The organism is Pseudomonas sp. M5A4_2d (assembly GCF_053345295.1).
On record NZ_JBKEZW010000001.1, the window covers coordinates 462,367 to 476,050 of the forward strand.

Here is a 13,684-nt window from a genome sequence, read left to right on the forward strand (position 1 = left end):
CTGGGCGCGTTTAAGACTGCTTGGAGGTCGAATTGGACAAGAACATGAAAATCCTCATCGTTGATGACTTCTCAACGATGCGGCGGATCATAAAAAACCTGTTGCGTGACCTTGGGTTCACCAACACGGTCGAGGCGGATGACGGCCTGACGGCGATTCCTATCCTCAACAGCGGAAGCATCGACTTTCTGGTAACCGACTGGAACATGCCGGGCATGACCGGCATCGACTTGCTGCGTCACGTGCGCGCCGATGAAAAACTGCGCAGCCTGCCTGTGCTGATGGTGACCGCCGAAGCCAAGCGTGAACAGATCATCGAAGCCGCCCAAGCCGGGGTTAACGGTTACGTGGTTAAGCCATTCACTGCATTGGCCTTGAAAGAGAAGATCGAAAAAATCTTCGAACGCATCCACGGCTGATGCCACCACGGGGGAGCTATGGAGCATAAAGAATCATCGCAGGCAGACTTTGAGTCGACCCTGAAAAAGCATGCTCACCAGTTGGTCGAAAGCCTTGAAAAAGGCCAGTTCGGCGACGCGGTGCAGTTAATCCATGAGCTTAACCAGACCCGTGACCGCGGCCTGTACCAGGAAGTGGGCAAGCTCACACGCGAGCTGCACAGTGCGATCGTCAATTTTCAGATTGACCCGCACATGCCCCAGGCCGAAGAAATCTCCCAAATCACCGATGCCACCGAACGCCTGTCCTATGTGGTCAGGCTGACTGAGGCGGCGGCCAACCGCACCATGGACCTGGTGGAAAACGCCACGCCCCTGGTCAATGGCATGGCGACCGAAGCGCAGGCCCTCAGCGTTGACTGGGGCCGTTTCATGCGTCGGGAAGTGGGGGCTGAAGAGTTTCGTGAGTTGGCGCGTCGGGTCGACGCTTTTCTGTCGCGCAGCGAAGAGGAAAACCGCAAGGTTGCCAGCAACCTCAATGACATTCTGCTGGCCCAGGATTACCAGGACCTCACCGGTCAGGTGATCAAACGCGTGACCCAGTTGGTCACCGAAGTGGAAAGCAACTTGCTCAAATTGGTGCTCATGGCTGGCCAAGTTGATCGTTTTGCCGGCATCGAACATGACCGCGAAGCGATCCTCTCGGAAAAAGATCCACAAAAACATCTCGCCAAGGGTGAAGGTCCGCAGATTCATGCCGATAAACGTGAAGACGTTATGTCAGGTCAGGATGACGTAGATGACCTGTTATCCAGTTTAGGCTTCTAAGGAGCACCCACATGAGCTTCGGCGCCGATGAAGAAATCCTTCAGGATTTCCTTGTAGAGGCCGGCGAAATTTTAGAGCAACTGTCCGAGCAACTGGTCGAGCTGGAAAGCCGCCCGGATGATGCGAACCTGCTCAATGCAATTTTTCGCGGTTTTCACACTGTAAAAGGGGGCGCCGGCTTCCTCCAGCTCCATGAGCTGGTGGAGTGCTGTCACATCGCCGAGAACGTATTCGACATCCTGCGCAAGGGTGAGCGACACGTCGACTCGGAACTGATGGACGTGATTCTCGAAGCATTGGATGCGGTCAACGGCATGTTCAGTGAAGTGCGCGAACGTGCACCGATCACGGCGGCCACGCCGGAACTGCTGGCCGCCCTGGCGCGCCTGGCAGAACCTGCCGACACCTCGGTTGCACCGGTGGTGGAAGCGGCGCCTGTGGCCGAGCCGGAAGCGGACGTGACGGACAGCGAGTTCGAGCAGTTGCTCAACTCCCTCAGTGCGGTGAAGGCCGAAGCTGAAGCACCGCAAGCGGTCGCCCCGCCTGCAACGCCGACCAGCGAAGACATTACCGACGCTGAATTCGAGTCCCTGCTCGACCAGTTGCATGGCAAAGGCCAGTTCGCTGCCGACGCGGTGGCACCTGCCGCTACGCCGGAAGTTCCGGCTGCCAGCGCCAGCGCCAGCACCGACATTACCGACGACGAATTTGAAGCGTTGCTCGACCAGTTGCATGGCAAAGGCACCTTTGCGGCCGAAGCCTTGCCGGAAGTCGCGGCCACGGCCGTCGTCGCGCCTGCCGTGCCTGCCGCCAGCGCAGAGCCTGCCGCTGACGGGCTGATCTCCGATCACGAATTCGAAGCCTTGTTGGACGAATTGCACGGCAAGGGCAAGTTCACCGAAGTGGCCCCGGCTGCTGCGGCGACCGCCACGCCTGTCGCGGCGAAACCTGCGCCGGCCAAAGCCGCCGCCCCGGTTGCCGCCAAGCCCGCTCCAGCCCCTGCAGCCGCCCCGGCGCCTGCACGTGCCGCAGCGGCACCCGTGGCCGAGAAGCCTGCCAGTGAAGCCGAAACCACCGTGCGCGTTGATACCGCACGCCTGGACGACATCATGAACATGGTTGGCGAACTGGTGTTGGTGCGTAACCGCCTGGTGCGCCTGGGCCTGAACAGCGGCGACGAAGCCATGCAGAAGGCGGTGTCGAACCTCGACGTGGTCACTGCCGACTTGCAGACCGCGGTGATGAAAACGCGGATGCAGCCGATCAAGAAAGTCTTCGGCCGCTTCCCGCGTCTAGTTCGCGACCTGGCACGCCAGCTCAAGAAAGAAATCAACCTGGAACTGGTGGGTGAAGAAACCGACCTCGACAAAAACCTTGTCGAGGCCCTGGCCGACCCGCTGGTCCACTTGGTGCGCAACGCCGTTGACCACGGCGTCGAAACCCCGGAAGAGCGCGAAGCCTCGGGCAAGTCCCGTAACGGCAAGGTGATTCTGGCGGCGGAGCAAGAAGGCGACCACATCCTGCTGTCGATCACCGATGACGGCAAGGGCATGGACCCGGCGATCTTGCGCAATATCGCAGTCAAGCGTGGCGTGATGGACAAGGACGCCGCCGACCGCCTGACCGACACCGAGTGCTACAACCTGATCTTCGCCCCGGGCTTCTCGACCAAGACCGAGATTTCCGACGTGTCCGGCCGTGGCGTCGGCATGGACGTGGTGAAGACCAAGATCAGCCAGCTCAACGGCTCGATCAATATCTACTCGACCAAGGGCCAGGGCTCGAAGATCGTCATCAAGGTGCCGTTGACCTTGGCGATCATGCCGACCCTGATGGTGATGCTGGGCAACCAGGCGTTCGCTTTCCCGCTGGTCAACGTCAACGAAATCTTCCACCTCGACCTGTCGCGCACCAACGTGGTGGACGGCCAGGAAGTGGTGATCGTACGCGACAAGGCGTTGCCACTGTTCTACCTCAAGCGCTGGCTGGTGGCATCGGCCAAGCATGAAGAGCAGCGCGAAGGCCATGTGGTGATTCTCTCCGTGGGCACCCAGCGGATCGGCTTTGTCGTCGATCAACTGGTCGGCCAGGAAGAAGTGGTCATCAAGCCTTTGGGCAAAATGCTGCAGGGAACCCCGGGCATGTCGGGTGCGACCATCACCGGTGACGGTCGGATCGCGCTGATTCTCGATGTTCCGAGCATGCTCAAGCGTTACGCCGCACGGCGTATTTGATTCTGGCGGGGCAGGGCGGTTTGCCCGCCCCGCCTAACGGAGTGTTTATGGCAGTCAAGGTCCTGGTGGTGGACGATTCGGGTTTCTTCCGCCGCCGCGTCTCGGAAATTCTTTCCGCCGATCCAACCATCCAGGTGGTCGGTACGGCCACTAACGGCAAAGAGGCGATTGATCAAGCCATTGCGTTGAAACCGGACGTGATCACCATGGACTACGAGATGCCGATGATGGATGGCATCACGGCTGTTCGGCATATCATGCAGCGCTGCCCCACCCCGGTGTTGATGTTCTCCTCGCTGACTCATGAAGGCGCCCGGGTGACCCTGGATGCGCTGGACGCCGGTGCGGTGGACTTCCTGCCGAAGAATTTCGAAGACATCTCGCGCAACCCCGAGAAGGTCAAGCAGATGCTGTGCGAGAAGGTGCACAGCATTTCGCGCAGTAACCGTCGCAGCCTGTTCAGTGCGCCGGCGCCTGCACCGGTTGCGGCGCCGGCGGCGTCCACTGCGCCCACTTCGTCGTTTGCTCGCCCAGCGCCTGCGCCAGTGGCGCGCCCTGTGGCACCGCCGGTGCGCGCTTCTGCGCCGAGCGCGCATTCGCCAGCGCCCAAGCGCAAGGCCTACAAGCTGGTTGCCATCGGTACATCCACCGGCGGCCCGGTGGCCCTGCAGCGGGTGTTGACCCAGCTGCCGGCCAATTTCCCGGCGCCGATCGTGTTGATCCAGCATATGCCCGCGGCCTTCACCAAGGCCTTCGCCGAGCGCCTGGACAAGCTGTGCCGCATCACCGTCAAGGAAGCCGAGGATGGTGACATCCTGCGTCCTGGCCTGGCACTGCTGGCCCCGGGCGGCAAGCAGATGATGGTTGATGGCCGTGGTGCGATCAAAATCCTGCCGGGTGACGAGCGCCTGAACTACAAGCCGTGTGTGGATATCACCTTCGGTTCGGCGGCAAAGTCCTACGGCGACAAAGTTCTGGCGGTGGTGCTCACCGGCATGGGCGCCGACGGCCGTGAAGGCGCTCGCCTGCTCAAGCAGGGCGGCAGTGCAATCTGGGCCCAGGACGAAGCCAGCTGCGTGATCTATGGCATGCCCATGGCCATCGTCAAAGCGGACCTGGCCGACGCCGTGTATAGCCTGGACGATATCGGCAAGCATCTGGTGGAGGCCTGCCTCTGATGGATGTATTGAGCCTGATTGGCATCATCATGGCGTTTGTCGCAATTATCGGCGGCAACTACCTCGAGGGCGGCCACCTTGGCGCCTTGGCCAACGGCCCGGCTGCGCTGATCGTGATTGGCGGCACCGTGGGCGCTGCGTTGTTGCAGTCGCCCATGAGTTCGTTCAAGCGCGCAATGCAAATCCTGATCTGGATTATTTTCCCGCCGCGCGTTGATCTGCCCGGTGGTATCGACCGCGTGGTCAACTGGAGCCTCACCGCACGCAAGGAAGGCCTGCTGGGCCTGGAAGGCGTGGCCGATGCCGAGCCCGACAGCTACGCGCGCAAGGGCTTGCAGTTGCTGGTGGACGGCGCCGAGCCGGAAGCGATTCGCAGCATCCTGGAGGTGGATTTTCTCACCCAGGAAAGCCGCGACATCAACGCCGCCAAAGTCTTTGAAAGCATGGGCGGCTACGCGCCAACCATCGGTATCATCGGTGCGGTGATGGGCCTGATCCACGTGATGGGCAACCTGGGCGACCCGTCGCAGTTGGGCAGCGGCATTGCCGTGGCGTTTGTCGCCACCATCTATGGCGTGGCGAGTGCCAACCTGGTGTTGTTGCCGGTGGCGAGCAAGCTCAAGTCGGTTGCCATGCGCCAGTCGCGTTACCGCGAGATGCTGCTTGAAGGTCTGTTGTCGATTGCCGAGGGTGAGAACCCGCGCTCCATCGAATTGAAGCTCCAGGGCTTCATGGACTGATGGGAGGTATTGAGTGTGAGCCGTCGCCGTCGCGAGCCTGAAGAACACGTCAACCATGAACGCTGGCTGGTGTCCTACGCGGACTTCATCACCTTGCTGTTCGCGTTTTTCGTGGTGATGTATTCCATCTCGTCGATCAACGAAGGCAAGTACAAAGTCATTTCGCAGGCCCTGATCGGCGTGTTCAATGACACCGACCGTGCCCTGAAACCGATTCCGATTGGTGAAGAGCGGCCCAAGACCGTGACCCCGGCCAAGCCGCTGGTCAACGACAGTGATGAAATCGCCGCCGGCATCGGTGGCACCAGCGACCCGCTGAAAAGCATCGCCGATGACATCAGCGCAGCCTTTGGCGACCTGATCAAATCCAACCAGATGACCGTGCGCGGTAATGAGTTGTGGGTCGAAATCGAGCTGAACTCCAGCCTGCTGTTCGCCAGCGCCGACGCATTGCCGAGCGACCAGGCGTTCACCATCATCGACAAGGTCGCGGCGATCCTCAAACCGTTTGAAAACCCGATTCACGTTGAAGGCTTTACCGACAATTTCCCGATCAGCACTGCGCAGTACCCGACCAACTGGGAGCTGTCGTCGGCCCGGGCGTCGAGCATCGTGCGCATGCTCGCGATGCAGGGCATAAACCCTGGGCGCCTGGCGTCGGTGGGCTATGGTGAATTCCAGCCGGTGGCCAATAACGCCACCGCCGAAGGCCGAGCGCGCAACCGCCGCGTGGTGCTGGTGGTGTCACGCAACCTGGATGTACGCCGCAGCCTGACCGGCACCGGTACCGCCAATGCAACACCGGATGCGGCCTTGAAGCGGGCTGGCACACAAACTGCACCGCCAACCGTTAAGCCGTCGGTTCGTCAGAGCGCCGTCAATTCTCCGTCACCGGCTCAATAACTTTATGCAATGTCTCGGTCGCGCCATCGCCTGCCGGGAGGAACCAACCGAATGAGAGTCTGGGCAGTTGCCAATCAAAAAGGTGGAGTCGGCAAGACGACCACCTCCATCGCCTTAGCCGGCTTGCTGGCCGAGGCGGGCAAGCGTGTCGTCGTGGTCGACCTGGACCCGCATGGCTCGATGACCAGCTATTTCGGCTACGACCCGGATGCGCTGGAGCACAGCTGCTACGACCTGTTCCTGCACAAGGGCAGCGTGCCGAGCGATTTGCCCGGGCAACTGTTGCTGCCCACCAGTAACGACAGCATCTCCCTGCTGCCGTCGAGCACCGCCCTGGCCACCCTAGAGCGCCAGTCGCCGGGGCAGAGCGGTTTGGGCCTGGTGATCGCCAAGACGCTGGCGCAGCTGTGGCAAGACTTCGACTACGCGATCATCGACAGCCCGCCATTGCTCGGTGTGCTGATGGTCAACGCCTTGGCCGCCAGCCAGCAGTTGGTGATCCCGGTACAGACCGAGCACTTGGCGGTCAAAGGCCTGGAACGCATGGTCAGCACCCTGGCGATGATCAACCGATCGCGCAAACAGGCGCTGCCTTTCAGCATCGTGCCGACCTTGTTCGACCGCCGCACCCAGGCCTCCCTCGGCACTTTGCGTGTGTTGCGTGATGCTTACCCGGAGACCATCTGGCAAGGCTACATTCCAGTGGACACGCGCCTGCGTGATGCCAGCCGTGCAGGCCTGACGCCTTCGCAGTTCGACGGCAAAAGCCGTGGCGTGCTGGCCTACCGCGCCTTGCTCAAGCATCTGCTGTCGCAGCAGCTTGTGGCGCAGGTGGCGTGATGAACCGTCCTGTCAAACTCAAGACCCGGCCGCAACTGGCACTGGAATCCTACCTGGATGCCCTGCTGCAGGATGCGACCGAGGAGGAACTGCCGGAACCGATTCTGGTACTTGAACCGGTCGTAGAAGCAGAAAGCACGCTGGATGAATTCCAGCTGGCTGTGCTGGAAGAACAGGCGCGTGATGCCCACGTTGTGGTCGCACCGGTTGTCGCACCGGTAGCTCCGGTAGCTCCAGTAGTTGTGGCGCCCGTGGTGGTCGAGCCGGTGGTGGAAGTCCACCTGCCGCCGAGCATCACGCCGCCGCCGGTGAGCGGTGATGACCGCCCGGCATGGGCCGCCGAGCCGTTCGAATGCCTGCTGTTCGACGTCGCCGGGTTGACCCTGGCGGTGCCGCTGGTGTGCCTGGGTTCGATCTATTCGCTTGAAGGCCAGGAGCTGACACCGCTGTTCGGGCAACCGGAGTGGTTCCTCGGCATCCTGCCCAGCCAGGCCGGTAACCTCAAGGTGCTGGACACCGCGCGCTGGGTGATGCCCGACCGCTACCGCGATGACTTCCGCCAGGGTTTGCAGTACGTGATCTCGGTGCAGGGCTACGAGTGGGGGCTGGCGGTGCATCAAGTCAGTCGCTCATTGCGCCTGGACCCGAACGAAATCAAATGGCGCAGTCACCGAGGCCAGCGGCCTTGGTTGGCGGGCACCGTGATTGAGCACATGTGCGCCTTGCTCGACGTCGCCGAACTGGCCGAGTTGATCGCCAGTGGCGCCGTCAAGGCGATGCCGCAGAACAAACGCAGTTGATTGAACAATAAGGTCCGCATGCAAGTGCGGTCAGCGAAGCACACACGCCGTGTACAACGGCATTTGAAGGGGTCAGGGGTATGAATAAGTCAGCGTCCGCACAAAGTTTGGATGATCCGATCCTGCAATGGGTTACCTTCAAACTGGACAACGAGTCCTATGGCATCAACGTGATGCGCGTGCAAGAAGTGCTGCGCTACACCGAAATTGCGCCGGTACCGGGTGCGCCAAGCTACGTGCTGGGCATCATCAACCTGCGCGGCAACGTGGTAACGGTGATCGACACCCGCCAGCGTTTTGGCCTGGCGCCGACCGAAGTCAACGACAACACCCGTATCGTCATCATTGAAGCCGACAAGCAAGTGGTCGGGATCATGGTCGACAGCGTGGCCGAAGTGGTTTACCTGCGCCAATCGGAAGTGGAAACCGCGCCGAACGTGGGCAACGAGGAATCGGCCAAGTTCATCCAGGGCGTGTGCAACAAGAACGGCGAATTGCTGATTCTGGTTGAGCTGGACAAGATGATGAGCGAAGAAGAGTGGTCGGATCTGGAGAACATCTGATTGTTTCTTGAAGCGGCGGTGATTGTCCTGGCCCTGTTGTGGGCCGGGACGTTGGCTTTCCTGCTGCGCTATATGCGCCAGCAGCGCGAACTGGCCCTGCAACAGGCCGAGCGCGACGGCGTGCGTGACCGGCGCATTCTGGACCTGGTCAGGCGCGTGGATCACTTCCAGCAGAGTGCGGTGAAGGTCGGGGACGAGGTGCACGAACTGCGCGCGATCCTCGGGCCGTTGCCGGACAAGCTGGCGCAGATCGAACAGCGCGACCCGTCGAGCCTGTCATTTGCCCAGGCGGCGAAGCTGGTGGGCATGGGCGCGACCGTGGATGAGCTCACGCAGTCGTGTGGGTTGACCCAGGCTGAGGCGCAGTTGATGAGTAAATTGCACAAGAGCTGACGTAGGTTGCTGCATCTGTCCGACGTTGCTGGCTGACTTTCCTGTGGCCAGCTCCCACCGTTGACCGAGACGTTGCGGGTCGTGTCACAAGTGCCTCGCATAGTCAGGGCACTTTCTCGTCTGTGTGATGACCAATCCTGCACCTGTAGGACGGTTCACTCACAAGGATGAAGAATGTCTTTCCACGCGCTCGTTGGAATAAAAGCGGTTGGTTTGCGGCCGTCTTGCGCTGCTGCCTGCGTCCTCATCTGCGCTTTTGCGCTCAGCGCCTGTACCCCCTTTCAACCGCCGCCCCCAGACTTCTCGCAATGGTACAAATCCGGTGTATCCCTTGACGGCGTAAAAACCGCCATGCGTGCCTGCGGGTACACCAACCTGGACGGTGCGGGAGACCGATCGCCTGTCGATATCAGGCTGACGCGCTTCTACTGCATGAAGGACGCGGGCTTCAACCGCAAAGACAAACTCGACCTGTGCAAGACCGGGCGCATCAGTGAATCACCGGTGTGCGAAGGCCGCCGTTAACGCTTTATCAAAAGGAAACAGGGATGACCACACGCAATGGAGGGTACGGCGCCGCGCTGATACTGGCGGCAGTAGCGTTGGGCGGTTGCGCTTCGTCGATGACCGAGACCGGCGAGCCCGGGGTGAAGATGGGGGACAGCTACGCACAGGTGCTCGCGGTAGTGAGCCGCAACAATACCGTGATCAAGCAGGTCGATGGCCAGGGCTTTCGCGCGGAAGGCTACTCGACGATGTTCAAGGATTGCCGCATCAAGTATTTCATCTTCCAGGGCGCCGATGGTTTGCAGCGCGTGAAGTACGATCCGGCGCCGCTGTTGTCGGTAAACCAGAATTGTCGCCAGCCGTAACGGCCCTTTCTTTCTCCGCGAGTTGAATGCAAATGACCGGTTTGCGTGTTATGCCCGTTGCGTTGCTGGTGCTGCTGACCGGGTGCGGCCAGGTGGCGAACATCCGTTCCCTGTCCACCGGCTATATCCCGCCGCATTCCGGCGAGACCGCCCGCGTGCGGTTGATCACCGATGGCTTGGTGCGCGCAGTGCCGGGGCGTGACTGCCTGGACTGGAATGTGCCGGGCGCCGGGGTGATGGCGTCGACCAAATCCGGCTTCCCCGACCACAATGGCGAAAGCCTTAACATGCCCGGGCCGGTGTATACCTGGAACGGTGCGGTGACCACGGAGCTGGTGGTGCCTGCGAACCAACCGATCGCGCTGCATTACCTGGGGCAATTGCAGTATGCCCGGCAATGCTTCAGCAGCATGACCTTCGTGCCTCGACCTGGCGTGGACTACAGGGTGCAGGCGACCCTTTATGCGGACTGTTCAATCCAGTTGCATGAGCTGTCTGCGGACGGCAAGCAATGGGACGCTGTAGAACCTGTGCCCAAGGGCAAGGTATCGATGTGCAACGCGATGGATAACTTCTAGACAGGCAATAAATTTGCGTCCCCGATGGCTTTTTTCTCTCCGGCAAAGGTCAACATCCTTCAAGTACCTTTAAACCCAGGAGATCCCCCACATGACCACCCACAAGGCACTGCTGATTCTGCACGGCAAGCAAGCCCTCAATGAGGATGTGCGCGCCGCCGTGCAGGCCCGGCGCGAACTGGGCTGGGAGCTGGCGGTGCGAGTCACGTGGGAGGGCGGCGACGCCCAGCGCCTGGTCAATGAGGCGCTGGCTGACGGCTATACCCACCTGATTGCCGGTGGCGGCGACGGCACCCTGCGCGATGTGGCCGAGGCCATGGCGTTGGCCAAGACCGAGGCCAGCCTGGTGCTGATGCCGTTGGGCACCGCCAATGATTTCGCCCGCGCCGCCGGTGTGCCATTGGATCCTGCCCGCGCACTGGCCCTGCTGGATGTGCCGCCAAGGGCCATCGACCTCGGGCAGGCCGGTGGGCAAATATTCCTCAACATGGCCACTGGCGGTTTTGGCAGCCAGGTCACCGCCAACACCTCCGAAGACCTGAAAAAAGTGCTGGGCGGCGCGGCCTACCTGTTCACCGGCCTGACGCGTTTCAGCGAATTGAAGGCCGCTTATGGCGAGTTGGAAGGGCCCGGCTTTCACTGGAAGGGTGACCTGCTCGCCCTTGGTATCGGCAACGGTCGCCAGGCGGGCGGTGGGCATGTGTTGTGCCCTGGCGCGTTGGCCGATGACGGCTTGCTGGACATCAGCATCCTGCCGGCGCCCCAGGAAGTGGTCGGCACGCTGCTCACCCTGATGAGCGATGGTTGGGGACTGGACAATATGTTTGTGCGGGCGCGCTTGCCGTGGGTCGAGATCAAGGTGGCCGAAGGGCTGTACATCAACCTGGATGGTGAGCCCTTGAAAGGTGACGACTTGCGCTTCAGTGCATTGCCCAAAGCCCTGCGCGTTCACTTGCCACTGGCGTCGCCGTTAGTCGTCCAGGCTGATGATCTGCTCGCGAACGGCGAATAACACCAGGCCCGCCACATCGAATATCTGCAGGCGTTTCATGATCTGCGAGCGATGCGCCTCCACGGTCTTGATGCTCAAGCCCAGGCCCTGGGCGATTTCCCGGGTGGATTTACCACGCACGATCAAGCGCAGAATCTCCAGCTGGCGTGCCGTGAGGTTGTGGCTGTCGGCGACGGCGCCGATGGGGCCCTGGCTGCGGATCAGCGCCTGATTGATCACCGTGTGGGCAATGGCGGGGCTCAGGTAGCGCTCGTTGTTGCGCAAGGCCATCAGGGCGTGTTCCAGCTCGTTGGCCGTGGTGTCTTTGAGCAGGTAGCCATGGGCGCCGGACTCCAGCGCGCGCATGATCAACTCCGGATCGGTGTGCATCGACAGGATCAGCACCTTGCTTTTGGGGTAGGTTGCCTTGAGTTGCTGTAACGCGTCCAGGCCACCGGTGTATTTCATCGACAGGTCCAGCAGCACGATATTCGGTTGCAGGGTGCTGAATTTCTCCAGCAACTGCGCGCCATCGCTGGCCTCGCCGACTACGGTATAGCCGGGCATATCCTGGATCAGCGCGCGTACGCCGGCCCGGATCAGTGCGTGGTCATCCACCAGGAGTAAAGTGCAGGTCACTCGAGAACCTTAGGGGAACTGGCCCGATCGAGGGCGCGGGGCGCCCAGGGGAAAAGCGCATCGATCCGTGTTCCTTTGCCTGGCTGGCTGCTGACCTTCAAAGCGCCCCCCAGTTGATCGATCCGCTCGGACATGCCGGCCATGCCTCGTTGGCCTTCCCGGCCCGGGTTGATGGCGGGCGAAAAGCCCCGGCCGTCATCGCAGATCATCAGCGACAGGCCTTCGGGCAGGCGTTGCAGGCGTACCAGCAAATTGTGCGCCTGGGCATGGCGAAGCATATTGGTCACCGCTTCCTGGGTGATGCGAAACGCTGCCACGGCCATTTCTTCCGGGATACCGGTCAGCCGTTGCTGGCATTCCAGGCTCCAATGGATCGGGGTGTTTTCCAGGGTCTTGAGCAAATGCGCGCGCAGGCTCGCCTCTAAACCCAGGCTGGCCAGCTGCCGAGGGTTGAGGATGGCGGACACGTCGCGCACTTTGGCCAGGGTTTCATTCAAGGTGTTGCACAGCACTGTGCATTGGCTCTGCAGGTCGTCCGGCAGGCGGCGCTTGAGCCATTCGCTTTGCAGTTTGGCGGCGGTGAGCAGTTGGCCGATGTCGTCATGCAGTTCGCGGCTGAGGCGGTGACGTTCGTTTTCCTGGACTTGCAGCAGGCGGTCGGCCAATTCCTGTGGCTGGAATTTTATCGACTTGCGCGAGCCCCACTGCTGCAAGCCCACCACCACCAGCGTGGCCAGGTTGAGCAGCAGAATCAGTAACGGCAACGGCGCGGAGCGGCTATAGGCCCACAGGCTGACCAGCAGTGAGCAAAGGCACAGGGCGAGGACCAAGCGACGTGTATTGCTGCGGGACACGGACCTTGCGATGAGTGACTTTAGGCTGGCGTACATAGCGGATGGAGCCAATGAAGGTTCGCTGCGGGAAGACCGGTCACGGCGGCTGACAGGGCTCTATTTGGAATACGGTGCAGAAACGTTTTTTTATACATGATGAAGTTGAGTCACTTCGAGCGGGGCATAGTACCACCACTATTACCGTTGGTCGCCTGGCGCCGCACGCTGGCGGGTTTAATAACCGGCCAGATGCGCCGCGCCTTGGTCCTATAGTTCAAAGGACCCCTAGGTTAAAAACGGATAGTTATATAAATCAAGTTGGCGGGTATCGTTACTGCGTTGATGGCTAATTGATATGTTTTTGCTCGCGCACCTTTATCGACCGCTAAAGGAACGGTCGTTTTTAGATAACTTGGCGACAAATACGACCTGGTCAGCGCTCAAGACGCGTGATGCACACGCTGCTGCGGTTTATTAGCGAAGTCTTTTTGTGGGATCTGCAAGGTTACCGTCGCAATCAGTGTGGTTTGTTCGCTTTTATCCAGGGCCAGTTCGCCGGTGCGGGTGTCGATCAGCTCCAGTTGCCACGCCAGCAGTGTCAGGCAGTCATGCAGGGCATTCAGCGCCTGGTCATGCAACTCCATGGGGCCCGCGGCATTCGCAATCAAGTATTGAATATGCCGGGAGAATTCGCTGATCGCCTGCAGGGCCAGGCCTTCGGCTTTTTCAGCCAGGTTGGCCAGGCTGCTTTTCATGCAGTCGATGGCGTCGCTGTCGTTGCGAATCAGATGAAGGTGGTTCAAGCACTCTTGCGATTTTTCCAAGAGCATTTCGGCTTCGAGCAGAAATTCGGGAAGTGCGGTTTGCCATTCGTTTGCATTGTTCATCATGCAA

Annotated in this window: 17 protein-coding genes; 14 read left to right on the top strand and 3 right to left on the bottom strand. The window is 60.7% G+C overall.

The annotated features are described in order from the left end of the window. Positions 1-44: 44 nt before the first annotated feature. The 14 genes from ACLBW8_RS02130 (at position 45) to yegS (ending at position 11,339) form a co-directional block, all read left to right on the top strand. Positions 45-419 (top strand): chemotaxis response regulator CheY, encoded by a 375-nt coding sequence (locus ACLBW8_RS02130; RefSeq protein ID WP_003192908.1) that lies wholly within the window; start codon positions 45-47, stop codon positions 417-419. An 18-nt stretch (positions 420-437) separates the two neighbouring features. Next, positions 438-1,226, top strand: a complete 789-nt coding sequence (locus ACLBW8_RS02135) for a protein phosphatase CheZ (protein WP_064453444.1) — start codon at positions 438-440, stop codon at positions 1,224-1,226. 11 nt (positions 1,227-1,237) lie between these two features. Next, positions 1,238-3,460: a chemotaxis protein CheA gene (locus ACLBW8_RS02140; RefSeq protein WP_447804450.1), complete on the top strand. Its 2,223-nt coding sequence runs from the start codon at positions 1,238-1,240 to the stop codon at positions 3,458-3,460. Between the two features lie 47 nt (positions 3,461-3,507). Continuing rightward, positions 3,508-4,638, top strand: a complete 1,131-nt coding sequence (locus ACLBW8_RS02145; RefSeq protein WP_064453442.1) for a protein-glutamate methylesterase/protein-glutamine glutaminase — start codon at positions 3,508-3,510, stop codon at positions 4,636-4,638. Next, positions 4,638-5,378 (top strand): flagellar motor protein, encoded by a 741-nt coding sequence (locus ACLBW8_RS02150; RefSeq protein ID WP_064453441.1) that lies wholly within the window; start codon positions 4,638-4,640, stop codon positions 5,376-5,378. The genes ACLBW8_RS02145 and ACLBW8_RS02150 overlap by 1 nt, the downstream gene beginning before the upstream one ends. Positions 5,379-5,393: 15 nt before the next feature. After that, the gene (gene motD, locus ACLBW8_RS02155; protein WP_064453440.1) at positions 5,394-6,281 is read left to right on the top strand and encodes a flagellar motor protein MotD; all 888 of its coding nucleotides are present in this window, start codon (positions 5,394-5,396) and stop codon (positions 6,279-6,281) included. A 51-nt stretch (positions 6,282-6,332) separates the two neighbouring features. Continuing rightward, positions 6,333-7,121, top strand: coding sequence for a ParA family protein (locus ACLBW8_RS02160; protein WP_064453439.1), 789 nt, complete (start codon positions 6,333-6,335; stop codon positions 7,119-7,121). Continuing rightward, positions 7,121-7,921 carry a CheW domain-containing protein gene (locus tag ACLBW8_RS02165; protein WP_447804451.1) on the top strand — a complete coding sequence of 267 codons (801 nt, stop codon included), beginning with the start codon at positions 7,121-7,123 and terminating at the stop codon, positions 7,919-7,921. Before ACLBW8_RS02160 ends, ACLBW8_RS02165 begins: the two co-directional genes overlap by 1 nt. 80 nt (positions 7,922-8,001) lie before the next feature. Then, a complete protein-coding gene (locus ACLBW8_RS02170) occupies positions 8,002-8,484 on the top strand; it encodes a chemotaxis protein CheW (protein ID WP_064453437.1) in 483 nt (160 codons plus the stop codon). Further along, entirely contained in the window at positions 8,485-8,877 is a 393-nt protein-coding gene (locus ACLBW8_RS02175) for a DUF2802 domain-containing protein (protein ID WP_447804452.1), read from the top strand. A 246-nt stretch (positions 8,878-9,123) separates the two neighbouring features. Next, on the top strand, positions 9,124-9,402 hold the full coding sequence (locus ACLBW8_RS02180; RefSeq protein WP_064454988.1) for a hypothetical protein: 279 nt from the start codon (positions 9,124-9,126) through the stop codon (positions 9,400-9,402). Positions 9,403-9,425: 23 nt separating this feature from the next. Then, a complete protein-coding gene (locus ACLBW8_RS02185) occupies positions 9,426-9,749 on the top strand; it encodes a hypothetical protein (protein ID WP_447804453.1) in 324 nt (107 codons plus the stop codon). A 32-nt stretch (positions 9,750-9,781) separates the two neighbouring features. Then, a complete protein-coding gene (locus ACLBW8_RS02190) occupies positions 9,782-10,327 on the top strand; it encodes a hypothetical protein (protein WP_447804454.1) in 546 nt (181 codons plus the stop codon). Between the two features lie 91 nt (positions 10,328-10,418). Then, positions 10,419-11,339, top strand: coding sequence for a lipid kinase YegS (gene yegS / locus ACLBW8_RS02195; protein ID WP_064453433.1), 921 nt, complete (start codon positions 10,419-10,421; stop codon positions 11,337-11,339). Here yegS and ACLBW8_RS02200 read toward each other — a convergent pair. From ACLBW8_RS02200 to ACLBW8_RS02210, 3 genes are all read right to left on the bottom strand, one after another. Next, positions 11,298-11,957: a response regulator transcription factor gene (locus tag ACLBW8_RS02200; RefSeq protein WP_064453432.1), complete on the bottom strand. Its 660-nt coding sequence runs from the start codon at positions 11,955-11,957 to the stop codon at positions 11,298-11,300. The two genes, yegS and ACLBW8_RS02200, sit on opposite strands and share 42 nt — an antisense overlap. Next, positions 11,954-12,847 carry a sensor histidine kinase gene (locus ACLBW8_RS02205; protein ID WP_447804455.1) on the bottom strand — a complete coding sequence of 298 codons (894 nt, stop codon included), beginning with the start codon at positions 12,845-12,847 and terminating at the stop codon, positions 11,954-11,956. Before ACLBW8_RS02205 ends, ACLBW8_RS02200 begins: the two co-directional genes overlap by 4 nt. 383 nt (positions 12,848-13,230) lie before the next feature. Next, entirely contained in the window at positions 13,231-13,680 is a 450-nt protein-coding gene (locus ACLBW8_RS02210) for a hypothetical protein (protein WP_447804456.1), read from the bottom strand. Positions 13,681-13,684: the final 4 nt, after the last annotated feature.